We start from the raw sequence: 23,547 nt of genomic DNA, 5'->3' as shown, positions 1-23,547 counted from the left end.
GAGATCGCATGCCCATGGACAAGAAAACTGCCTGCCTGGAAGACCTGCGGATGCGCATATTGATGCAGCAGATCGTGCCCGGCGCTGACCTGGATGAGGCAGCGCTGTGCGAAGCCTACGGGATCTCGCGCACGCCGATGCGCGAGGTGTTTCAGCGCCTGAGCGGGGCGGGGTATCTGCGCACCGAGCCCAATCGCGGCCCGAAGGTCACGTCGATGGACCTTGGCGTGATGCGCATGTTCTTTCAGACCGCACCGCTGATCTATGCCAATGTCGCGCGCCTCGCGGCAGAGAACCGGCGGCCCGAGCAGATCGAATCGTTGCGTGCCACGCAGGACGGCTTTCGCGCTGCTACCTCGACAGGCGATGTCAGCCGCGCGGCAATGCTCAACCACCGCTTTCACGAGGAGATCGGCGAGATGGCCCATAATCCCTACCTGATGCCCGCGTTGCAGCGCATGCTGATTGACCACACGCGCCTCAGCCAGACTTTTTACCGCGCGAAATCGGCGGATGAGAAACAGCGGGTCAAGACCGCCTGCGTGCATCACGACCAGATGATTGACGCGATCGAGGCGCAGGACGGAGAACGCGCGGTCGAACTGACCCTGCAACACTGGGATCTGTCGCGCGACCGGCTGGAGCAGTTCGTGAAGCCCGACCCGCTACCGTTCGACATGCCATCGCAAAAGGATCAAGCCCGTGCAGTTTGAAGGGATCTACACCCCCATCGTGACGCCCTATCATGATGATTTCACCATCAACGAAGAGGCGCTGGCGCAGACCGTCGAAATGCTGATCGGGGCGGGCGTTCACGGGATCATCGTGGCCGGTACGACCGGCGAATATTACGCCCAGTCCGCCGAGACTCGCCTGTGGCTGTTCGAGCGGGTTCACCAGCTGATCAATGGCCGGGTTCCGATGATCGCGGGCACCGGTGATATGCAGACCGAGAACAGCATCGCCTATGCCAAGGCCGCCAAGGAGATCGGCGCCGATGCGCTGCTGATTGCCACGCCGCCCTATTCGTGCCCGACGGGCCGTGAACTGGCGTTGCACTGTCTGGCCATCGACCGCGCTGCGAACCTGCCGGTGATGCTCTACAACTATCCGGGCCGGATGGGCGTGACGATGGACGAGGAATGCCTGGACCGTTTGGGCCGGTCAGCCAATTTCTGCGGCATCAAGGAAAGCAGTGGTGACATCGACCGCCTGCACCTGTTGGCGCGAGATTACCCGCATATCGGCCTTGGCTGCGGCATGGACGATCAGGCGCTGGAATTCTTCGCATGGGGTGCGCGGTTCTGGGTCTGTGCAGGCTCTAACTTTGCCCCAGAGGCACATATCGCGCTCTACCGCGCCTGCGCAATCGAAGGGGATTTCACGAAGGGCCGCGCCATCATGTCCGCCATGCTTCCGCTGATGCGGGTACTGGAGCAGGGTGGCAAATTCATCCAGTGCATCAAGCATGGTTTGACGGTGCGCGGCATTCCCGCCGGGCCGCCGCGCCGCCCACTGCACCCGCTGAACAAGGATGACAAACGCGCCTTGGAAGAGGTGATCCGCACCATGAACACCGCCATCAAGCGTATCGAAGGAGAGGCGCAATGACCGAGCTTTTGACCCGCGCGGAATATGCCGCCATCGCCGCCGAGATCGACCTGCCTGCCGCGCCGTTTATCGACGGCAAGTTCCGCAAGGGAACGGGGCCGATGATGGAGACGGTGAACCCGGCAACGGGCGATGTGCTGACCCGAATCAGCACCGCCGGACCCGAGGACGTGGACCTGGCCGTTTCGCGTGCCCGCGAAGCGTTTGATCGCGGTGACTGGTCGCGCCTGCACCCGTCAGAGCGCAAGGATGTTTTGATAAAGCTGTGCAAGCTGATCACCCGCCGACAGAACGAACTGGCCGTGATGGAGAGCCTTGATAGCGGCAAGCCCATCCGCGATTGCGTCGGCATCGACGTGCCCGAGACGATCCATACGATCAAATGGCATGCCGAGCTGGTTGACAAAATCTATGACCAGGCCGCCCCAACAGGCGACGATGCCATCGCGATGATCGTCCGAGAGCCGATCGGCGTGGTCGCTGCGGTGCTGCCGTGGAATTTTCCGATGTTGATGCTGGCTTGGAAGATCGGGCCGGCACTGGCCGCTGGCAATTCGGTGATCGTGAAGCCGGCCGAGCAGACGACGCTGACCGCGCTGCGCATTGCCGAGCTGGCGCATATGGCGGGCGTGCCGCGCGGCGTGTTGCAGGTGTTGCCCGGTGACGGGCCGTCGGTCGGCGAACCGCTGGGCCTGCATATGGACGTGGATATGGTCAGCTTTACCGGCTCGACCGAGACCGGAAAACGCTTCCTGCGCTATGCGGCGGACAGCAACATGAAGAAGATCGTGCTGGAATGCGGCGGCAAGAACCCTGCCGTGGTGCTGGCCGATGCCGAGAACCTCGATCATGTGGCCGGTCATGTGGTCAATGCCGCATTCTGGAACATGGGCGAGAATTGCAGCGCCACCTCGCGTCTGATCGTTCACCGCGACGTCAAGGCGCCGCTGATGGAACGGATCGTGGCCCGCATCCGCGACTGGAAGACAGGCGATCCGCTCGACCCGGCCAACCATCTGGGTGCGCTGATCGATGCCGAGCACTGCCGCAAGGTATCGAGCTACCTCAAGGGCGAGGCAGTGATTGGCGGGACGGTGGACGGCAATTTCATCGTGCCGACGGTCTATGAGGTCTCCGGAGATGACGAGCGGGCGCGCGAAGAGATCTTCGGGCCGATCCTGTCGGTCATCGAAGTGGCCAGCACCGAAGAGGCAATCGCATTGGCCAATGACACGGCATATGGCCTTGCGGCGGCCGTGTTCACCGCCAACACGCGGACCGCGATCCGCGCCGCGCGTGACATCCGCGCCGGGACCGTGACGGTCAATTGCTACGGCGAGGGCGACATCTCGACCCCGTTTGGCGGGTACAAGCAATCAGGGTTCGGCGGACGCGACAACGGCGCGCAAGCCCATGACCAGTTCACCGAGATCAAAACCATCTGGATCGATCTGACCGATCCAGCAGAGGGAGACAACGTGGGATGAGTCGTGTAGGTTTTATCGGCACCGGGCATATCGCGGCGCCGATGGCGCGGGCGCTGGCGCGATCCGGCCACCGCGTCACCGTATCAGAGCGGAGCGCGGAAACCGCAGCGGAACTGGTTGGTGCCGGGCTCGGTATCCAGGTGGCGCCGAACCAGCAGGTTCTGGAGAGGTCAGAGATCGTATTCCTTTGCCTTCGCCCGTCCGTTTGGGAATCGGTCTCGACGACGCTGGAATGGCGGCCTGATCATAGCGTGATCTCGGTCATGGCCGGGATCAGCCTGGATGACCTGCATCGGGCCTGTGCGCCAGCGACCGACATATCGGCAACAATTCCGTATGCTTTTGTAGAGCACGGTGGCTGTCCGCTGCCTGTCGTCGGCAACCCGGCGGCCTTGCAGGCACTCTTTGGCGCAGACAATCCCGTGCTGCCACAAACAGACGCTGATGCCCTGACGCACTTCTTTGCCGCATCGTCACTAGTGTCGGCGGTGCTGGGCCTGTTGGAGGGTGGCGCGAATTGGCTGGGGCCAAGAACCGGCGACGGGGATTCGGCCGAGACCTACCTCGCGGCGCTCGTGGGCGGATTCCTGAGCCATGGCAGCTTTGAGTCCGCTGGCAGGCTGGTGGAGGAAAAATGGGGACTCGCGACGCCAAATACATTGAACCGACAAATGGTTGACGGTCTGGAAGGGCAGGGCGCGTTTGCAGACCTGCCCTCACTTCTGGATCGGATCGCCGCGAGCATGGGAGGCGACAAATGAGTACCGCTGCTGTTGGAACTACACGCCGGGGGCGTGGTGCGCGAAAGGCGATCCGTCAGGCGCATGATTTCAAGATGCTACCGTCCCTCAAACGCGGACTCCCCCTGACCGAGCCGATGGACGAGGGGCAGATCGAGCGGATCGATGCCGCTTCGATGCATATTCTCGAAAATGTCGGTGTTGTCTTTCGCGACGAAATCGCGCTGGCGGATTGGCGGCGTGTTGGGGCCAAGGTGGTGGGCGACACGGTTTACCTGGATCGCGGGCTGGTACGCGAGTTGATCGCGACGATCCCCGAAACGTTCACCTATCACGCCCGCAACCCGGCCAATAATCTGCCCTTTGGCCGCGATCACGCAATCTTTGTGCCGATGACCGGTGCGCCGTTTTTGCGCGACCTCGACAATGTGCGGCGCAATCCGCTGATGGAAGACCTCAGCAACTTTCACAAGCTGGCGCATATGCTGCCTGCGATGCACAGCTCTGCGCATCATATCGTGGAGCCTTACGACCACCCGATCAGCCAGCGGCATCTGCGCATCACCTATTCATCCATGAAACACTCGGACAAGACGTTCATGGGCATGACCACCAGCCCGAAGAACGCCGAAGACGTGATGGAAATGTGCGCGATCCTGTTTGGCGAAGAGTATCTGGAGACGCATCCCGTCTGCACCGGCAATTGCAACGGCAACTCGCCGCTGGTGTGGGACGAGACGATGCTGGGCGCGATGCGCGCGTTCTGCAAGCGTAACCAGCCTGTGCTGTGCAGCCCCTTCGTGCTGGGCGGGGCCAATACGCCCGCATCCGTCGCGCCGACTGTGGCGCAGCTTAATGCCGAGGCGCTGAGCGCGCTGGCCTATACGCAGGTGGTGCGCAAGGGATGTCCGGCGATCTACGGCCATTACCTCAGCACGGTCAGCATGAAATCAGGTGCGCCGATGGCGGGTACGCCGGAAATCAGCCTGATGAACCTGATGATCGGCCAGATGGCGCGGTTCTACGGCGTGCCTTGGCGATCCTCGACCGCGCTGGGCGGGGCCAAGACCTTTGACGCGCAAGCCGGTTATGAGAGTGCGACCACACTCATGGCGTTGCAGATGGCAGGCACCAACTACATGTGGCACGCCGCCGGCTGGAACGAGGCGGGAATGCATTGCAGCATGGCCAAGTTCGTCGTGGATGCCGAGCAATGCGCCATGGCCTACCGCATGGCCGAGGGCATCCGTTGGGATGATTTCGACGAGGCGTTGGCGGCGGTCGCCGATATCGGGCCGGGGGGGCATTATCTGGGCCACGCGCACACGCTGGAGAATTTCCAGCGCGCGTTTTTCATGCCGGATCTGTTCGACAACAACTCGATCGAGCAGTGGCAGGCCGAGGGCAGCGTCGAGATCACAGAGCGGGCGATCAACTACACCCGCGACTTGCTGAACGCCTATGAAGAGCCGAAACTGGACGCAGGCGTGGACGAGGCGCTGCGTGACTATATCGCCCGGCGCGAACGTGAAATCCCGGCGGCTGACGCCCTCAACCAGGACCTTTAGGCCGATGACGATCGCCAGCATCCAGATCTACCAGACTGAACTGCCGGTGCGGAACAGCCCCAGCACGATGGCGAGTGCACAAGTCTGGTCGCTGACCAGTACCGCGCCCCGGTTCGAGGTGTAAGAGATGCGGTTTGAAGGCAAGACGGCACTGGTCACAGGTGCGGCAGGCGGGATCGGGCAAGCCATCGTGCATGGCTTGCGGGCCGAGGGCGCGCACGTTGCGGTGACGGATCGCGATACCAGCGGGCTGGACGCGGATGCGCATTTCGACGGTGATCTGCTGGATGGCGCGTTCTGTGATGCGCTGCCGGGCCGCGTGGCAGAGGCGCTGGGTGGGGTCGATATCCTGTGCAACAACGCAGGCGTCATCACACGCGGCGATATCACCACGGCGACGGATGACGACTATGCCCTGACCATGGGCGTGAATGTCGAGGCGCCGTTTCGCATTGCGCGGGCGGTGATCCCGATCATGGCGGCGGCGGGGGGTGGTGCCATCGTCAATACCGCGTCTTGCTGGGGGCTGCATCCGGGGCCGAATCATCCTTTGTACGTGATGTCCAAGGCGGCGATTGCGTCGCTTACGGAATGTCTGGGCCGCGACCATGCGCATCAGGGTATTCGGGTGAATGCGGTCTGCCCGAACGAGGTGAACACCGCGATGTTGCGCACCGGGTTTGCCATACGCGGGCTGGATCCGGATGCGGCGGTCGCCACGCTGAATGCCACCGTGCCGCTGGGGCGAATCGCGGAACCCGAGGATATTGCCGATGTGATCCTTTTCCTTGCTTCTGATGCGGCGCGTTACATGTGTGGCGCGCTGGTCCCGGTCAATGGCGGGAAACCGGTGGGATGAGCGTGTTCGCGGGCAAGGTGGCGCTGGTCACAGGGGCGTCCAGCGGCATGGGGCAGGCCACGGCGCGGATGCTGGCAGAGGGCGGCGCACGGGTATTCACGGCGCAGCGCGGTGTGTCAGAATTCGAGACTGTTTCAGCCGATTTCGCCGACCCTGAGATGCCAGAGCGCGTGATAGGCACGGTTCGCGAGGCTGCCGGACAGCTCGATATCCTGATCAACAATGCGGGCGTCATGCGCGAAGGGACCGTCGAGGAAACATCTCTGGATGATTGGCACATGCAATTGCATGTGAACCTGACCGCGCCCTTCCTGTTGATCCGTCACGCCATGCCGCTGTTGCGGGCTACGCGCGGTGCGATCGTCAATGTCGGCTCTATCGAGGGGCTGGGATCGAACCCGCGCCATCCGGCCTATGGCGCGTCCAAGGCCGGGCTGCATGGGCTGACCCGCGCCGTGGCGGTTGATCACGGGCCGGACGGGGTGCGCTGCAATGCCGTGGCACCGGGCTGGATCGACACCGATTTGAATGAGGCGTTCATTGACGGTCAGCCCGATCCGGCGGCGTTTCGGGCCCAGATCGGGGGCATTCACCCCCTGCGCCGTACCGGTGGGCCCGAAGAGGTGGCACAGCTGATCTGCTGGCTGGCATCGGACGCCGCCAGCTTCGTTACCGGGCAGGTCTATGCCATCGACGGTGGCCGCACCGCACAGTTGAGCCTGCCATGAAAGTGACCCGACTGCCGCGTGATCCGGGTAAATCCGGCTGGAACGCGCTTTTGCCCGCACCCGCCCCTGCCCAGAGGCTGGAAGAGGCCATCTCTGCCGATTGGTTGGTGATCGGTGCCGGTTTTGCCGGTCTGGCGGCAGCGCGCAGGCTGAAGCAACTGCACCCTGGCGACCGGATCGTGGTGCTGGAGGCGACGCGCATAGGAACGGGCCCCGCCGGGCGCAATTCGGGCTTTATGATCGACCTGCCGCATGATCTGGCGTCCGAGGATTACGGTGGAGCGTTGGAGCGCGACGCAGCGCAGACGCGGGCCAATCGTGCCGGTATCGGTTTTGCCGCAGACATGGCGGCGGAATACGCGCTGGGCGACGAGGCATTTGCAACCACAGGCAAGGTGAACGGCGCCGCCTCACCCTCGGGGCATCAGCATAACCTTGACTACGCGCAGCACCTGACCGCGATGGGCGAGGCGCATGAAATGCTTGATGCCGCGCAGATGCAGGAGATGACCGGCACATCCTATTATTGCAGCGGTCTCTTTACGCCGGGGACGGTGATGATTCATCCCGCGATGTTCGTGCGGGGGGTTGGCTCAGGTCTGAATGCGCAAGGGGTGCAGATATTCGAGAATAGCCCCGTGATCCAGCTCACGCGTCGCGGCACCTGGTTGGCCAGAACGCCGGGTGGGTCGGTCAGCGCGCCTCGGGTTATCTTGGCGGTCAACGGGCATGTGAACAGTTTCGGCCATTTCAAGCAGCAATTGCTGCATGTTTTTACCTATGCGTCGATGACCCGTGCCTTGACCGCGGCCGAAAGTGCGGCGCTGGGCGGTGATCCGCGCTGGGGCATTACGCCCGCGCACCCGATGGGCACCACCGTGCGGCGGATTTCCGGCATTGGCGGAGATCGAATCATCATCCGCAACCGGTTTACGATGGACCCGTCCATGGAAGTGTCTGACCGACGTATCGCACGCGTAGGACGCGACCATGATCAAGCCTTTGCCGCACGGTTCAGCATGCTTGGCGATGTGGCGATGCAATACCGCTGGGGTGGGCGGCTGTGTCTTAGCTGGAACAACGTGCCGGCGTTGGGCGAGGTGGACGAGGGGCTATTCTCGGCATGTTGCCAGAACGGTCTGGGCACAGCCAAGGGAACGTTGCACGGGATGCTGACGGCCGAACTGGCCTCGGGGCATCATACGCCGTTGTTGGACGAAGTGATGGCGCAGCCTGCGCCACGCCGCCTGCCGCCCGCGCCTTTGGCCTATGTGGGGGCCAATGCCACGATGCTATGGGGCGAGCGCAAGGCCGGGCGCGAGTTCTAGCGGGTCACGCGCGGCCCTCAGCCCTCGGCCAGATCCCGCAGGATCGGGCAATCGGGCCGTTCGTCCCCGGCGCAGGCGTCAACCAGATGCGACAGCGTCGCCCGCATGGATTGTAGCGCGGCAATCTTGTCCTCTATCTGGGCCAGATGGCTGCGCGCCAGCCGCTTTACATCTGCCGATGAACGGCTTTCGTCCTCGTAGAGCCCAAGCAATGTGCGGCAATCCTCTATCGAAAACCCCAGCGCGCGGGCGCGCCCCAGAAACGCCAGCTTGTGGACGTCGGCGTCGCTAAAGTCGCGGTAGCCGCTATTGCCTCTGGCGGGCCGAATCAGGCCGATCTCTTCGTAATAGCGGATCGTCTTGGGTGGCAGGCCGGTACGCGCGGCGGCGTCTCCGATGTTCATGCTGTCACCTCGCTTTCAATCGGGCGCCGCAGCCGCCGCAGGCGCAGCGCATTGCTGACCACAAAGACCGACGACATGGCCATCGCCCCCGCCGCCAGCATCGGCGACAACAACAGCCCGGATACGGGGTAGAGTACCCCGGCGGCTACCGGGATCAGCGCCGCATTATAGGCGAAGGCCCAGAACAGGTTCTGCCGGATGTTCGCCATTGTGCGTTCCGAGACGTGCCGCGCCGTGACCGCGCCGACCAGATCGCCCGAGATCAGCACCACGTCGGCGGCCTCGATCGCGATATCGGTGCCGGTGCCGACGGCGATGCCGATATCGGCCTCTGCCAGTGCTGGCGCATCATTGATCCCGTCGCCGACAAAGGCGACCGGGCCGTGTTTTGCGCGCAAGGCCCGGATCGCGTCGCGCTTGCCCTCGGGCAGCACCTCGGCGATCACATCGTCGATGCCCAGTTCCCGCGCGATCACCCCGGCGGCGTCGGCACTATCCCCGGTGATCATCACGGTGTGCAACCCGGCGCGGTGCATTGCGGCGATGGCGCGGGCGCTGGTGGGTTTGACCGTATCCGAAATGCCGATTGCAGCGGCAATTTGGCCTGCAATAGAGACGAAAACCAAGGTTTGACCCTTCGCCGCCATTGCGGTGATTTCGGCGTCCAGCACATCGGTGTCGATGCCATGTTTCGTCATCATCCCTCGATTGCCGATAATCACCGCGCGGCCTTCGATATCGGCGGTGATCCCGGTGCCGGCATGGGCCTTAACCTGTGTCGCACGCGGCAGGGTCAGACTCTCTGCCGCTGTCTCGATCGCGCGGGCCAATGGATGTTCCGATTGCGCCTCGATCGCTGCGGCGTGGCGCAGAACCTCCTCGCGGTCATGGCCCGGTGCCAGTGCCACATCCACCACTCGGGGTTGTCCGAGGGTCAATGTTCCGGTCTTGTCGAAAGCGACCGTTTTGACCTCTGCCAAGCGCTCCAGCGCCTCGCCCCGGCGAAAGAGTACGCCCAGTTCTGCCGCACGTCCGGTGCCGACCATGATCGACGTTGGTGTGGCCAGACCCATCGCGCAGGGGCAGGCGATGATCAGTACCGAAACGCCCGCGACCAGCGCATGGCTGAGCGAGGGTGAAGGGCCAAACGCGAGCCAGACCAAAACCGTGACCACAGCAATCCCCATGACGATAGGGACAAAGACGCGCACGACGCGGTCTGCCACGGCCTGGATCGGCAGCTTTGCACCCTGCGCCTGCTGGACCATTTCGACGATGCGGGCCAGCACGGTGGCCTGACCAACCGCGCCTGCCCGGATCCGCAGCACTCCGGCAGAGTTGGTGGTGCCACCGATGACCTGTACGCCGGGCGCTTTGGCCACCGGCATCGGCTCGCCGGTGATCATGCTTTCGTCTACGTGGCTCTCGCCCTCGATCACCTCGCCATCCACCGCGATTCGTTCGCCGGGGCGGGTTTCGATCACATCGCCGACAACAACTGAAGCGAGCGGGACCGACTGGATCGTGTCGCCTCGCAGGACGCGGACGGTGTCGGGTTGCAGCCCGATGAGGTGTTCGATCGCGGCACCGGTGCGACCGCGCGCGCGGGCCTCCATCCAGCGCCCGACGAGGATCAGCGTCACGATGACGCCTGCGGCCTCGAAATAGACGGCTGCCGCGCCTGCGGGCAGCAATCCGGGGGCAAAGAGCGCGACACAGCTATAGCCCCAGGCGCTGAGCGTGCCGAGGGCGACGAGGCTGTTCATCTCGGGGGCGCCGCGCAGCAGGGCAGGCAGGCCCTTTTGAAAGAACACCCGACCCGGCCAGAGCAGGACCAGCGTGATCAGCACGAACTGAAACGCCCAGGAGGCGGTCATGCCGACAGTTTGATGAATCGCCGCGTGGAAAGCGGGGAAGACGTGACCGCCCATCTCGATCACGAATACTGGCAAGGTCAACGCGGCGGCGATGAGTGCGGCGCGTTTCGTCTGGGTAATTTCAGCGTCGTGGCGATCAATATCAGGCTCTGTTTCACCTGAAACCGGCTCTGCCGGGTAGCCTGCAGCGGTCAGGGCGCTTGCCAGATGTGTCGCGTCTGTCACGCCTGCCAGATAGGTGATTCTGGCCTGCCGTGTGGCCAGGTTTACATGCGCTTCCAGCACACCGGGCACGGCGCGCAAAGCGGCCTCGGCCCGCCCGACGCAAGAAGCGCAGGTGAGGCCCGATACCATCAAGTCAGCCTGCGATTGCTCCGCCGGATAGCCGGCCTGCGCCAGCGCCTCCGCGAGGGCAGGTGGCTGGGCGGTACCCGGATCGACGCTCGCGGTGCGGGTGGCAAAATTTACCGTCGCGCCACCGATTCCGGGGACTGCGTTCAGCGCGCGTTCGGCCCGGCCCGCGCAGCCCGCGCAGGTCATTTCGCCGATTCGAATGGTCAGTGTTTCGCTCATCTTCGACCCCTTTCAGAGCGGAGATAGGGCTTCCAGTTGCTGGAAGGTCAAGGGCAAAGCGCTGAAAAAGCGACATCGGTATCGCGTCGGTATCATATCGGTATCGGGTGGGCGCCGGGATGAAGCCCGGCCTACCCGCCGCTGCGGTACCGGAAAACTCCGGTAGAGGTGGCAATGACGGTGCCCGTGTGATCCGTCACGCGGCCTTCGGCAAAGTAGGTCTTGCGTCCGCCGCCGGTGCGCCAGCCTTCGGTGATCAGGATCTCGCCATTGGCCTGCGCCAGATAGTTCACGGTCATCGACAGGGTGAGCGCCATTTGCTGCCGATCCGGGTCGCCGGTGTAGCATCCGGCATAGCCCATCGCGGAGTCCAGCAAGGTTGCGTGGATGCCGCCATGCGGCAGGCCCTGCCGGTTCATCAGCTGATGCGTGAGTGGTATCTCGATGCGGGCATAATCCTTGCGCCAGGCGGTCATGCGCATGTTCAGATGTTTCTGAAGGGGATAGGGTTCCTCGATCAGTCTGGGGTCCAGTTCGTCTGTCATGTCAGTCGCCTCTTGTTGCGGTCGGGCCCTGTCAGGCCGGTTGGTACCGGGCCGCGTGGTTTGCGCAGCGCTGTTTCAGGTTTTTTCGCGTCAATCTGTCGGGGTATCGGTATAGTATCGGGTCAGCCAGCGGGCGATGAGGGCGGGCTTGTCGGTGCCCTCGATCTCGACCCGCACGGACCATGTGTTCGATACCTGCCCCGGCGTGGCGTCGTCCGATTTGATCAGGCGGAACACGCCGCGCACCCGGGCGCCTGCGCGCACCGGCGAGAGAAAGCGCAGCTTGTCAAAGCCGTAATTCACGCTGCGCGTCACCTCTGGCGGAAAGGGCAGCGCGTCGTAATACATCGCCGACAGCAGTGACAAGCTGAGGAACCCGTGCGCGATGGTGCCGCTAAAGGGAGTCTGCGCCGCCCGGTCAGGATCGGTATGGATGAATTGCCAATCATCGGTGGCATCTGCAAAGGCATCAATGCGGCTCTGATCCACCTTGAACCAGCGGGAAATGGCGGGCGCATCGGTCATTGGGTTGGCTCGCGCAGATCGGGCAGCAGGTAATCGGTGAGCTGTTGTCGGAGGGTCAGTTTCGACACTTTGCCGGTCGCGGTGAGCGGCAGAGCGTCAAGATAGATCACATCGTCGGGCAGTTGCCATTTCGCGAAATGCGGCGCCATCGTTTCGTGGATCGCCGCCAGATCGGGCGGTGGATTGGTGGCGGCGACGGCGATCAGGATGGGCCGTTCACCCCATTTGGGGTGCGGCATGGCGATAACGGCGCAACTGGAAATGCCGGGATGGGCGGTCGCGGCATTTTCAAGGTCGATTGAACTGATCCATTCACCGCCCGATTTTACCAGATCCTTGGCCCGGTCATGCACAGTCAGCCGGCCCTGAGCATCGACAGAAGCGATATCGCCGGTGGCGAACCATCCATCGGCATCGAAGGCGGCCGCACTGGCGGCAGGGTTGTCAAAATAGCCTGAAATGACGCTGTTGCCGCGCACATAGAGCTCTCCGGTGGTCTGCCCGTCATGGGGCAGGCGCACGCCGCCTTCGCCGGTCACCTTGAAATCCACGCCGAAACAACGCTGCCCGGCATTGGTCTGGGCGGCCATGCGCGCGGTCAGATCCAGTGCCGCGACATCCGGGCCGGGGGTGCCGCGCCCGCCGACGGGGCTCATCTCGGTCAGGCCCCAGCAGCGGCTGACGGGGATTCCGTGACGCTCATAGGCCAATGCCAGCGAATGCGGCATGGCGGCACCGCCGACAACCAGATCGGCAAAGCCTGCGGGTGGGCGGCCGCGCCGCTCGATCTCAGGCAAGAGGCCCGCCCAAACGGTGGGCACGCCCCAGGCGGTATGGACCTGCTCGGCCTCCATCAACGCCCAGAGGCTGGCCCCGTCGAGCGCCGCGCCGGGCATCACCAGCGTCATGCCCATGAGCGGTGCGGCATAGGGCAGGCCCCAGGCATTGGCATGAAACATAGGCACGATGGGCATTGCGCAGCACCCGGCGCGAAAGCTGCTGGTCTGGCTGAGCGGCACCATCATCGCGTGCAGCACGGTGGAGCGCTGAGAAAAGAGCGCGCCTTTTGGTGCGCCAGTGGTGCCGGAGGTATAGCAGAGCGCGGCGGCGGTATCCTCTGGCAGGTCGGGCCAGTCATAGGTGGTGGGCTGCCCGGCGATAAGCGCGTCGTAAAGGGGAAGATCAGTTTCTGTTTCAGCCTGATTTGCAGTTTCCGACAACGCGATGCAGGTCATTTCGGGGGGGATCTGATCCCTTAGCCTTGCGATGCGCGGAGCAAATTCCGGCTCCAGAAACAGGATCCGGTCCTTCGCGTGGTTGAGGATATAGACCAGCTGTTCGTCCGACAGGCGCGGATTGATCGTGTGACAGACCGCGCCCATGCCGGAGATGGCGAAATAAAGCTCGAAATGACGGTGGGAATTCCATGCCAGCGTCGCGATCCTGTCCCCCTGGCGGACATCTTGAGCCACCAAGGCATGCGCCAGTTGCGCCGCGCGTACCAGCGCATCCGGGTAGGTCTGGCGGTGTCGGCCTGTGGGCGTGGCTGATACGATCCCCTCATGCGGCGTGACCTCTGCGGCGTGGGTCAGGATATCGATGATCCGCAAGGGCCGGTGCATCATCATCCCCAACATGCGCGCTACCCTCTTTTCCGGTTGTGCCAATGGCGCAGGGTCGCACAAAGCAGTTTGGTGATCAATTCCCGCACCCGGCTCTTGACGTTGCGCAGGCTGGCCCGCAAGTAGCAAGGCAATCCCCCCACGCAGGAGCCAGCAGATGTCCCTTGACCGTTCCATCAAAATCGCACCGTCGATCCTGTCGGCTGATTTCGCCAATTTCGGTCAGGAGATCGAGGCGATCGAGGCCGAGGGCTGTGACTGGGTGCATGTCGACGTCATGGACGGGCATTTCGTGCCGAACATCACGTTTGGCCCCCCGCTGGTCAAGGCGATCCGCGCGCATATCAAGACGGTGATGGACGTGCATCTGATGATCGCGCCGGTCGATCCCTATATCGAGGCCTTCGCCGATGCGGGCGCGGATGTCCTGACCGCGCATCTGGAGGCCGGGCCGCACATCCACCGCACGTTGCAGGCCATTCGCGGGACGGGCTGCAAGGCCGGTCTGGCGCTGAACCCCGGTACGGGGCTGGATGATGTGGCGCATCTGCTGGACATGATCGACCTGGTCTGCGTGATGACCGTCAACCCCGGTTTTGGCGGGCAGAAATTCATTCACAGCCAGATCGAAAAGGTGCGCACGTTGCGCGAGATGATCGGCGACCGGCCCATTCATATCGAGATCGACGGTGGTATCACGCGCGAAACGGCGCCGCTGATGGTGGCGGCGGGGGCCGATGTGCTGGTGGCGGGGTCTGCGGTGTTCACGGGCGGCAGTGTGCAGAACCCGGCCCCTTATGGCGCCAACATCCGCGCGATCCGCCACGCAGCCGAGGCCGCGCAGGGCAACTGAGGGCCCGCATCGGCGGGACGGGTGGCGTTGTGCCCCTGATCCGGCCATTGCGGGGGAACGTCGCGTTTGCCTGTCAGCGGCGATCCACGATAGGATTCGGGCAAGAAATTAGAAGGGATCGTAACATGACGGATATCGTGATTCTGGGCGGCGCGCGGACGGCCATCGGCACTTTTGGCGGTGCATTGGCGGGGGTGAAACCGACCGAACTGGGCGCGCATGTGGCGCGGTCCGCGCTGGAACGGTCCGGGGTCGAGGGTGGCCAGATCGGGCATGTGGTGTTCGGCCACGTGATCAACACCGAGCCGCGCGACATGTATCTCAGCCGCGTCGCGGCGATGGAGGCGGGCATCCCAGAGACCACGCCGGCGATGAACGTCAACCGCCTGTGCGGATCGGGCGCGCAGGCGATCGTTTCGGGGATTCAGGCACTGATGCTGGGCGATTGCGACTATGCGCTGACCGGCGGGGCCGAAAGCATGACGCGCGCGCCCTTCATCATCCCCGATCAGCGCTGGGGCGCCAAGATGGGCGATGTCCGGACGCTCGACATGATGCTGGGCGCGCTCAACTGTCCGTTCGGCACCGGCCATATGGGCGTCACCGCCGAGAATGTCGCGGCAGAGCATGACATCAGCCGCGAAGCGCAGGACGCCTTTGCGCTGGAGAGCCAGCGCCGTGCGGCGGCGGCGATCAAGGCGGGACATTTCAAGGATCAGATCACGCCGATCGAGGTGAAGGTGCGGCGCGATACCGTGAGTTTCGACACCGATGAACACCCCAAGGAGACGACGGCAGAGGCGCTGGCCGGGCTGCGCACCGCGTTCCAGAAAGATGGCACCGTCACGGCGGGCAATGCATCGGGCATCAATGATGGTGCGGCAGCAATCGTGATGGCGCGCGGTGATGCCGCGCAACTGGCGGGTCTGAAGCCGCGTGCGCGGGTGTTGGGCTATGCCCATGCCGGTGTGCGCCCCGAGGTGATGGGCATCGGCCCGGTCCCGGCCATCGAGGCGCTGTTCGCGCGCACCGGGCTGAGCGCGTCCGATTTCGACGTGATCGAATCGAACGAGGCCTTTGCGTCGCAGGCGCTGGCGGTGAACAAGGCGCTTGGACTTGACCCGGCGCGCGTGAACCCTAATGGCGGCGCGATCGCGCTGGGCCATCCGGTCGGTGCGACGGGCGCGATTCTGACGATCAAGGCGATGTATGAGTTGGAGCGCACTGGCGGGCGCAAGGCGCTGATCACCATGTGCATCGGTGGTGGGCAAGGTATCGCGCTGGCAATCGAGCGGGTCTGACCGGACACTACATCTGCCCCGGCGAGCATCTTGGTGAGCGGGGCCTCCGGCGGAGGTATTTATGGGAAAGATGAATGGCCGATGCGCGTTTCATCTTTCCAAAAAACCTTTGCCGCGCCGGCTGGGGGCGACGATGGTTGAGGTCGTCCGCCGCCGGCGCGTTTCATACCCAATGAGACCTGCCCGTTATTCGGGCAGGAGAGCGGGCATCGCGGCATTCTCGCGGTTCAGTCGCTTGGCCGCCATGCCGGGGGCGGCGCCCCAGACCGCGATCCAGCGGTAAAACACAGGCGTCAGGAACAGGGTGAAGACGGTGGCAAAGCCAAGCCCGCCGACGATCACCCAGCCGACCGCAATGCGCGCCTCGGCCCCGGCCCCGGATGTCAGGATCAGCGGCAAGCCGCCAAACACGGTCGAGACCATCGTCATCATCACCGGCCGGATGCGCAGGCGCAGGGCGTTGCGGATCGCGCTGTCGATATCCTGACCCGCCTCGCGCAACTGGTTTGCGAATTCAACGATCAGGATGCCGTTCTTGGCCATGACACCGATCAGCATCACCAGACCGATCTGGCTGTAATAGTTCAGCGATCCGCCCGAGAGGGAGATTGCCAGAAGCGCGGCGGCCAGCCCAAAGGGGACTGTCAGCATGATGACGACGGCGCTGGCGATGCTTTCGAACTGGGCGGCCAGCACCAGGAAAACGACGATGAAGGCCACACCAAAAACCGTATACATGGCAGACTCACTGTCCGTCAGTGTTGCCGCTTCGCCGGTAAAGACGATCCCCATGCCGTCCGGCAGCGTGTCATCGGCAATCGCGGTCAGTTGCGCCATTGCATCACCAAGGTCGACACCTTGGCCAAGGTTGGATTGAACCGACACGGCCAGCGATCCGGCCTGACGGCTGATTTGCGACTGGCTGACAATCGGCTCGAGCGTTGCTGCTGCCGAGACCGGAACATATTCACCGCCCGGCAGACGCAGGAAGATGGACTCAAGGTCTGACGGATCGTTGATCGGGGGGCCACCGGGCACCACGTTGACGTCGGTTTCAACATCATCCTCGAACACCGAAACAGCGACGTTGCCCTGGACCATGGCACTGACTGTCTGGGCGATTTCTTCCTCGCTCAGGCCGAACACGCGGGCCATGTCCGGGTCCACTCGCAGCTCGTATTGCGCCTGTACGCTGTCCTCGGAAAGCTGTGGGTTGAGGAACGTATCGTCGCCCGCCATCGCGGCCACCAGAGTATCGGCAGCGTCTGTCATTGCCGCGACATCGGTGCCTGTGACCGCGAATTGCAGACCGCGCCCCGCGCCACGGATGTTCAGGCTGTTGGTCGAGCGGGCATTGACCTGAACGCCGGGAACATCGCTGAGTTGCTTGCTGACCTCGGCAATGATCTCTTGCTGGCTATGGTCGCGCTCGGCCCAGTCGGGCAGGCGCACGATGATGAAGGCGCTGGTGCCGCCGCCCACACCGATGATGCTCTGAACGGCTTCGACGTCTCCGTTTGCGCGGTAAGGGTCCAAGATAGCCTCGACCTGCGCGATTTGCGTCTCAAGGTACTCGACCGTGGTATCGGATGCACCGCGCGCCTGGATCAGAAAGAACCCACGATCCTCGTCTGGCGTGATGCTGGACGATAACGTGCTTGCTGCGCCGACTGCGATAAGGGCGAACCCGATGGCAACAGACAGCACGATCAGGGGTGCCCGGATGGCCTGATCCATGACGAAGTCGAAACCACGCGCGATGGCCCCCGCCCTGGCGGGCGCGGCGGTCGCCTTGGGGGCGGGTTTGCCGGGGTCCAGGAATGCGGCCAGCACCGGTGCCAGCGTCAGTGCCGTGATCGAGGACAGGGTGACGGCAAAGGCCAGAACGAATCCGAACTCGCTGAATACGCCGCCCGCCTGTCCGGGCAGAAACGAAATGGGGATGAAGACGGCGGCCAGCGTTGCGGTGGTCGAGATGACGGCGAAAAACACCTCGTTCGTGCCAGCGGCCGCTGCGGCGAAAGCCCCCATGCCCTGTTTGCGCTTGCGCACGATGTTCTCGATCACGACGATGGCGTCGTCCACGACCATACCGGTGGCCAGAACCAGTGCCAAAAGGCTGATGGTGTTGACGGAAAACCCGGTCAGCCAGATCGCGGCAACAGTGCCGACCAGCGCCACGGGGATGGTGACTGCGGGGATCAGCGTTGCGCGGGGCGAGCGCAGAAAGGCAAAGATGACCGCGATCACGATAATGGTGGCCATACCGATGGATTTGACCACCTCGTCGATCGACCCTTCGATGAACACACCGTCATCCGAGGTGATGATGATATCCACATTCTCCGGCATATCGGCGCGCAGCTCTTCGACCGCCGCGCGCACCGCCTTTGAGATTTCCAGCGTGTTGCCGACCGACTGGCGGCTGATGTCCAGCCCGATCGCAGGCTGGCCGTTGACGCGGGCAAAGACATCCCTGTCCTCTGGGACCACCTGAACATAGGCGACATCGGACACGCGGGTCGTCGCGTTGATGGGGATCTGGCCAACGCTGTCGGCGGTCACCTCTGCGTTACCGACGCGCAGGGCGAGGGTCTGCGACGATGATTCCAGATCGCCCAGCGGCGTGTCATCGCGCAGGGCCGTCAATGCGTCTGATACGTCGAATACTGTCAGCCCGCGGCTGAGCAGCGAGGGCATGTCCAGCGTAACGCGAAATTCATTTGCGCGGTTGCCACGCACGGTGACTTCGGCGATGCCGTCGATCAGTGACAGGCGGTCATAGATCACGCCTTCGGCCAGCCGTGTCATCTCGTCAAAGGTGGCATCGCCCAGAATGGCCAGCCGGATGATGGCATCGGCGTTGCTGTCGCTTTTCGTGACAATCGGGTCGTCGATATCCTCGGGAAGCTGGCGCAGCGTTGCGGACACGATTTCACGCGCCTCGTTCGCGGCGATGTTGACGTCTGTGCCCGTGGAAAGGTCGATGGTGATGCGGCTCGAGCCGGTCGTGGAACTTGATTCGATATAGGACAGCCCCTCAAGGGCGCTCAGCGCATCCTCCAGCACCTGCGTGACCTGCTGGTCGACGGTGGCAGGAACGGCGCCTTCGTAAGTGGTCCGGACCGACAGCACGGGCTGGTCCACATCCGGCATTTCGCGCACGTCCACCGATGAAAGCGCGGCAAGCCCCGCGATCAGGATCAGCAGGTTGATGACGATGCCGAACAAGGGGCGGGCGACAAAGAGATTGGCAAGGCCGGACTTGCCAGCCTGAGGGGTAGCGGTGCTCATGTCGGTGCCTCGGTCGCGGTTGGTTGTTTCGGTTCGGCTTGCCCGACTTCCGGCGTCGCGCGGTTCGGTGTCGTTGCAGGCTCCTGTGCCGGGGCGTTCGCGGGTTTGATGCGTGATCCGGCGCGCAATTTCTGCGCTCCTTCGGAGACAACCAAGGTGCCAGTGGCAATATCCGCGTCGATCCAAACCCGGCCATTGCGCCGGAACAGGATGGTCGCCGGCACCTGCTTGGCAACGCCGCCGTCGTCGATCCACACGCTTGATCCGTTGCGCGACCAGCTGATTGCGGTGGATGGCAACACCGCCAGCGGATCGCTTTCATGGATGATGCGCACGGCAAATGTCATGCCCGGCCATAGCAGGCCATCGGGGTTCTCGATCCGTGCCTTGACCGTCACACTGCGCGTCACGCTGTCGATGCGGCTGTCAAAGGACACGATCTCGCCCTCGAAAACGTGCCCTGTGAAGGTCGGGGTGCTGGCAAGGACGGTCTGATCTTTGGCCAGCAAACCGATGGAACGTTCTGGCAGCTCGAATTCGACCAGCAAAGCCTCGGAATCGTCGATGGTCACGATGGTACTGCCGACGGACAGGATGTCGCCGATTTCCACATCGCTCAGACCCAGCTTGCCCGAGATTGGCGCGCGTATGGTCCGGTCATCCAGCGCGGTCTGCGCCAGCCCGACCTTGGCTTCTGCCAGGCGCTGGGCGGCCCTGGCCTCGGATAATGTGACTTCGGTTACCGTGGAGTTTCCGGTTGCCTGCAAACGCTCGTAGCGCTGTGTAACGTCACGGGCCTGCTCGAATTCGGTCTGCGCGATCTCAAGGTTGAACACCTCGGTCCGCGCATCAAGCTGCACCAGAACGTCGCCCGCCGAAACATCCCCATTCGCAGGCAGGTTGATTTCGGTCACTTCGCCTGATGCATCCGCGACCACATCCGCGCTGCGCACTGCTTTCGCAGTTCCTATGGCGCGCAGGACATCTTCGTAAGGTTGCCTTTCCAGCGGGGTCAGGACCACCGTCGTTGCGCTGGCACCTCTTTGCCCGCCAGCGGGGCGGCCGGCCCGCGCGCCGCGTTCGGGATTGCTTGTCTGTTCGCCACTCTCACCTTCAACCCCGGAAACCGGCCCAAGAGAAGCCGGAACACCAAAGGCGATGAAATATGATCCGGTCAGGATCAATGCTGCGATGATCAAGGTGACGAAGGTACGCATTCAAGAGCCCCTGTGATTTTCCGGCCGCATCTCTGACCGGTTCAACCTGTCTGGTTGATCGCCGACCATGCGGCGCAGTGTTGCGGCGGGGGCAGGTCTGCCCTCGCCGCTGCGTCGCTTGCCGGTATGGCCTTAGCCTTTTCGGCCACGGCGCTTGTGATCTTCGCGGTCCAGCTTCCCGTCGCCATTGCGGTCCATCCGCTCGACGACATCACCAAAACGCTTGTCCATCTCGGCCTGCGTCACTGCGCCGTCACCGTCCGCGTCGAGTTTCTGAAACGCGTCTACCATCCGCTCTCGGGTCAGGTCGAGGTAGATCGTCTCGAACTCATCAAGAGAGATGTTGCCCTCGCCGGATTTGTCGGCATCGGTCACGACCGACGCGCGGAACGTGTCCACTTCTTCCTGCGTCACGGCGCGGTCATTATTGGCATCGACCCGTTCCATGATCTGACGCATCATGCCATGCTCGCCGTGATGCCCATGGCCACGGCGGTGCCCACGCTCGCCACGATGACCGTCGTGTTTACCATCGGGCGCGTCGGCGGCTGCCTGTGCCGCGACGGGGGCTGTGTCATTCGCATTCTGCGCGGTGGCAACGGTCAGGCCGGACAGAAGAGCGGCTGCGACGATAAAGCTGCCGGGGAGAAATCTGGATTTTGTCATGTCGTTTCCTTTCGAGTTTCTGGTCGGGCAGTGATTGCCTCGTGAACCTCACTTAGGGGGTATCGCGCAAAAAGGTTTGTCAGCGCCAACGCCAGTTTGTCGCCGTTTGTCGCTGGACCGGGGTCTGATACATCTTGCGACAATTCAGGCAGGAATTGTTCTGCCTGTTGGTTGATTTTCAAAGGAGAAAGGGTGCTATTGACTGCAACGGTCGCTGAGAATGCGTCCAAGGAGAGACGCCATGACAGACCCAATCGCGCCCCAGATCCTTATCGTCGACGACGCTCGCGACATTCGCGAGCCGTTGGGCCAATATCTGCGCAAGCAAGGATTCCGCACAAGGCTCGCCGCCCATGCGGCGGAGGCGCGAGAGATCCTGGCTGAGGCAGCCATTCACCTCGTCGTGCTCGACATCATGATGCCGGGCGAGGACGGGCTCAGCCTCTGTCGCTGGCTTGTCGCCCATGACGGCCCGCCGGTGTTGTTGCTGACCGCCATGGCGGATGAGACAGATCGTATCGTCGGGCTGGAGCTTGGCGCTGATGATTATCTGGTCAAGCCGTTCAATCCGCGCGAGCTGCTGGCGCGGGTCCGCGCGATCCTGCGCCGTGTGCCCGCCGAGATTTCCGCACCGCCAAGCGGGCGCCGGGCATTTGCCTGCTGGGTGCATGACCCCGACCGCCTGACGCTCAGCCACGAAGATGGCGAGACCGTCGACCTGACCACCGCCGAGAACCGCCTTCTTGGCATATTTCTTGACCAGCCGCGCACGGTCCTCAGCCGAGCAACCCTGCTTGACCTGACCGCCGGGCGCGAGGCGAAAGCCTATGACCGTGCCATCGACAACCAGATCAGCCGCTTGCGCCGCAAGATCGAAGTCGACCCGAAAAACCCGCAAATTCTCGTGACGGAATGGGGCGGCGGTTACAGGTTGGTCGCGGATGTGACGGAGGCCCCATGATGCAGAGCCTCAAACGACTTTTCCCCGATGGATTGGCCGGGCGTATCGTTCTTCTTCTGGCGATGACCATCCTTGTTGCCAACCTTATCGCGCTGGCTGTTCTCAACTTTCAGCAGCAGCGATTTGACAGGCAGGCCAGCGAAGACCGAGAGATCGAGCGGATCGCGGCCCTCATTCCGGCAATGGAAGCGGTCAACGCACAGGTCCGCCGGGTGATTGCCCGAGACGCCTCTACCCGGTTCGCCCGCGTGAGGGTGGACGATGCCCCGTTGCTGACAGAAACCGCCGCCGACAGCCGGTCGAGATACATCGCGCAGGGGCTGATGGAGACACTGAAACGCGAGGACGTGAATGTTGCCATCATCGACCGCCCGATTCCCCCCGATGCGCCCGAGCGCCGGGGCGGCTTTCGCACGGATCGGGTGATCGCCATCACCATGCCGCTGAGCGCAAGAAACGGGCAGACCGAATGGCTCAACGTCGTGACCAGCGGCGCATCCCGACGCCCCGGCCGTGTCGATGGCAGGCCGTTTCTGACTGTTCTGGCCCTGTCGCTTTTCTGCGTGCTTGGCGTGTCCATCGCTCTTGCGCGCCACCTGACCAAACCGCTTGAGCAGCTCTCGAGGGCCGCCGAGGCTGCCGGACGCGGCGACCGCGCCGCGCGCGTTCCGGAAGGCGGGGCGCGTGAAATGCGCAAGGCGGCGCAGGCATTCAACGCCATGCAAGTCGAAATCTCGCAATTCGATGCGCAACGCATGCGGATGCTTGCGGCCGTGGGGCATGACCTGCGCACACCCATGACAAGCCTGCGCATCCGCGCGGAAATGGTCGATGACGAAGAGCAGCGCGACGCGATGGTCCGCACGCTGGACGAGATGACAGTGATGGCCGACGGGCTGATAAGCTATGCCAAGGATGGGCAGGATTCCGAGAAAATGGAGCCGATTGATATCGGTGCCCTGCTGACCCAGATTTGCGAGGATCGCGGTGCGGCGTGCAATGCCGCCCCGAATGTGCAGGTGACGGGCCGCCGTGTCGGGCTTGGCCGGGCGATCGGGAACCTTATCGACAACGCCAAGCGCTATGGCGATGCGGCAACCGTGACACTGGCGCAGGACAAGCGGCAGGCCATCATCACCATCGACGACAACGGGCCAGGTATTGCGCCCGACCGTCTGGATGCCATGTTCGAGCCATTCACGCGCGGCGACGACAGCCGCAGCCTTGAAACCGGCGGCGCGGGTCTGGGCCTGTCCATCGCCCGGACGATCATCGTCGCACATGGCGGTCAGATCACGCTTGAGAACCGACAGGAAGGCGGGTTGCGGGTGACGGTGACTTTGCCACTGCGCAGGTCGTCATGATGGCAAATGAGACCGGCCACAGCC

The 23,547-nt window shown here is 63.4% G+C and carries 20 protein-coding genes; 12 read left to right on the top strand and 8 right to left on the bottom strand.

Annotated elements, in window-relative coordinates; all coding sequences use genetic code 11:
• The first annotated feature begins 14 nt into the window (after positions 1-14).
• The 8 genes from O3306_RS15550 to O3306_RS15515 all read left to right on the top strand — a co-directional run bounded on the left by O3306_RS15550 (position 15) and on the right by O3306_RS15515 (position 8,321).
• Positions 15-713: a GntR family transcriptional regulator gene (locus O3306_RS15550; RefSeq protein ID WP_272008975.1), complete on the top strand. Its 699-nt coding sequence runs from the start codon at positions 15-17 to the stop codon at positions 711-713.
• Complete coding sequence (locus O3306_RS15545; protein ID WP_272008974.1) at positions 703-1,611, top strand: dihydrodipicolinate synthase family protein; 909 nt, start codon at positions 703-705, stop codon at positions 1,609-1,611. The genes O3306_RS15550 and O3306_RS15545 overlap by 11 nt, the downstream gene beginning before the upstream one ends.
• Positions 1,608-3,098, top strand: coding sequence for an aldehyde dehydrogenase (locus tag O3306_RS15540; RefSeq protein WP_272008972.1), 1,491 nt, complete (start codon positions 1,608-1,610; stop codon positions 3,096-3,098). The genes O3306_RS15545 and O3306_RS15540 overlap by 4 nt, the downstream gene beginning before the upstream one ends.
• Positions 3,095-3,859, top strand: coding sequence for an NAD(P)-binding domain-containing protein (locus O3306_RS15535; RefSeq protein WP_272008970.1), 765 nt, complete (start codon positions 3,095-3,097; stop codon positions 3,857-3,859). Before O3306_RS15540 ends, O3306_RS15535 begins: the two co-directional genes overlap by 4 nt.
• On the top strand, positions 3,856-5,406 hold the full coding sequence (locus O3306_RS15530) for a trimethylamine methyltransferase family protein (protein ID WP_272008967.1): 1,551 nt from the start codon (positions 3,856-3,858) through the stop codon (positions 5,404-5,406). The genes O3306_RS15535 and O3306_RS15530 overlap by 4 nt, the downstream gene beginning before the upstream one ends.
• 127 nt (positions 5,407-5,533) lie before the next feature.
• The gene (locus O3306_RS15525) at positions 5,534-6,265 is read left to right on the top strand and encodes an SDR family NAD(P)-dependent oxidoreductase (RefSeq protein ID WP_272008965.1); all 732 of its coding nucleotides are present in this window, start codon (positions 5,534-5,536) and stop codon (positions 6,263-6,265) included.
• Positions 6,262-6,993 (top strand): SDR family NAD(P)-dependent oxidoreductase, encoded by a 732-nt coding sequence (locus tag O3306_RS15520; protein WP_272008963.1) that lies wholly within the window; start codon positions 6,262-6,264, stop codon positions 6,991-6,993. Before O3306_RS15525 ends, O3306_RS15520 begins: the two co-directional genes overlap by 4 nt.
• Entirely contained in the window at positions 6,990-8,321 is a 1,332-nt protein-coding gene (locus tag O3306_RS15515; protein ID WP_272008962.1) for an NAD(P)/FAD-dependent oxidoreductase, read from the top strand. Before O3306_RS15520 ends, O3306_RS15515 begins: the two co-directional genes overlap by 4 nt.
• A gap of 17 nt (positions 8,322-8,338) precedes the next feature.
• Here the strand turns inward: O3306_RS15515 and cueR are convergent, their stop codons facing one another.
• The 5 genes from cueR to O3306_RS15490 all read right to left on the bottom strand — a co-directional run bounded on the left by cueR (position 8,339) and on the right by O3306_RS15490 (position 13,882).
• Positions 8,339-8,725: a Cu(I)-responsive transcriptional regulator gene (gene cueR, locus O3306_RS15510; RefSeq protein ID WP_272008960.1), complete on the bottom strand. Its 387-nt coding sequence runs from the start codon at positions 8,723-8,725 to the stop codon at positions 8,339-8,341.
• Positions 8,722-11,175: a heavy metal translocating P-type ATPase gene (locus tag O3306_RS15505; protein ID WP_272008958.1), complete on the bottom strand. Its 2,454-nt coding sequence runs from the start codon at positions 11,173-11,175 to the stop codon at positions 8,722-8,724. The genes cueR and O3306_RS15505 overlap by 4 nt, the downstream gene beginning before the upstream one ends.
• 131 nt (positions 11,176-11,306) lie before the next feature.
• Positions 11,307-11,720, bottom strand: a complete 414-nt coding sequence (locus O3306_RS15500) for a PaaI family thioesterase (RefSeq protein ID WP_272008956.1) — start codon at positions 11,718-11,720, stop codon at positions 11,307-11,309.
• A gap of 90 nt (positions 11,721-11,810) precedes the next feature.
• Positions 11,811-12,245, bottom strand: coding sequence for a MaoC family dehydratase (locus tag O3306_RS15495; RefSeq protein WP_272008954.1), 435 nt, complete (start codon positions 12,243-12,245; stop codon positions 11,811-11,813).
• Positions 12,242-13,882: a long-chain-fatty-acid--CoA ligase gene (locus O3306_RS15490; RefSeq protein WP_272008952.1), complete on the bottom strand. Its 1,641-nt coding sequence runs from the start codon at positions 13,880-13,882 to the stop codon at positions 12,242-12,244. Before O3306_RS15490 ends, O3306_RS15495 begins: the two co-directional genes overlap by 4 nt.
• Before the next feature lie 142 nt (positions 13,883-14,024).
• Here O3306_RS15490 and rpe point away from each other — a divergent pair, with 142 nt between their 5' ends.
• Complete coding sequence (gene rpe, locus O3306_RS15485) at positions 14,025-14,720, top strand: ribulose-phosphate 3-epimerase (protein ID WP_272008949.1); 696 nt, start codon at positions 14,025-14,027, stop codon at positions 14,718-14,720.
• A 125-nt stretch (positions 14,721-14,845) separates the two neighbouring features.
• On the top strand, positions 14,846-16,021 hold the full coding sequence (locus tag O3306_RS15480; RefSeq protein ID WP_272008947.1) for an acetyl-CoA C-acyltransferase family protein: 1,176 nt from the start codon (positions 14,846-14,848) through the stop codon (positions 16,019-16,021).
• Positions 16,022-16,207: 186 nt separating this feature from the next.
• Here the strand turns inward: O3306_RS15480 and O3306_RS15475 are convergent, their stop codons facing one another.
• The 3 genes from O3306_RS15475 to O3306_RS15465 form a co-directional block, all read right to left on the bottom strand.
• Positions 16,208-19,315, bottom strand: coding sequence for an efflux RND transporter permease subunit (locus O3306_RS15475; protein ID WP_272008945.1), 3,108 nt, complete (start codon positions 19,313-19,315; stop codon positions 16,208-16,210).
• Entirely contained in the window at positions 19,312-20,532 is a 1,221-nt protein-coding gene (locus O3306_RS15470) for an efflux RND transporter periplasmic adaptor subunit (protein ID WP_272008944.1), read from the bottom strand. The genes O3306_RS15475 and O3306_RS15470 overlap by 4 nt, the downstream gene beginning before the upstream one ends.
• Before the next feature lie 132 nt (positions 20,533-20,664).
• On the bottom strand, positions 20,665-21,198 hold the full coding sequence (locus O3306_RS15465; RefSeq protein ID WP_272008942.1) for an EF-hand domain-containing protein: 534 nt from the start codon (positions 21,196-21,198) through the stop codon (positions 20,665-20,667).
• Between the two features lie 241 nt (positions 21,199-21,439).
• Between O3306_RS15465 and O3306_RS15460 the strand changes: the two genes are divergently transcribed.
• Positions 21,440-22,159: a response regulator gene (locus tag O3306_RS15460; protein WP_272008939.1), complete on the top strand. Its 720-nt coding sequence runs from the start codon at positions 21,440-21,442 to the stop codon at positions 22,157-22,159.
• On the top strand, positions 22,156-23,523 hold the full coding sequence (locus tag O3306_RS15455; RefSeq protein ID WP_272008938.1) for an ATP-binding protein: 1,368 nt from the start codon (positions 22,156-22,158) through the stop codon (positions 23,521-23,523). Before O3306_RS15460 ends, O3306_RS15455 begins: the two co-directional genes overlap by 4 nt.
• Positions 23,524-23,547: the final 24 nt, after the last annotated feature.

Origin of the sequence: Roseovarius sp. ZX-A-9 (assembly GCF_028369135.1) — a bacterium.
Lineage (GTDB): Bacteria > Pseudomonadota > Alphaproteobacteria > Rhodobacterales > Rhodobacteraceae > Roseovarius.
The sequence above is the reverse complement of the archived record's forward strand: the minus strand, read 5'-3'. Positions and strand labels throughout refer to the sequence as shown.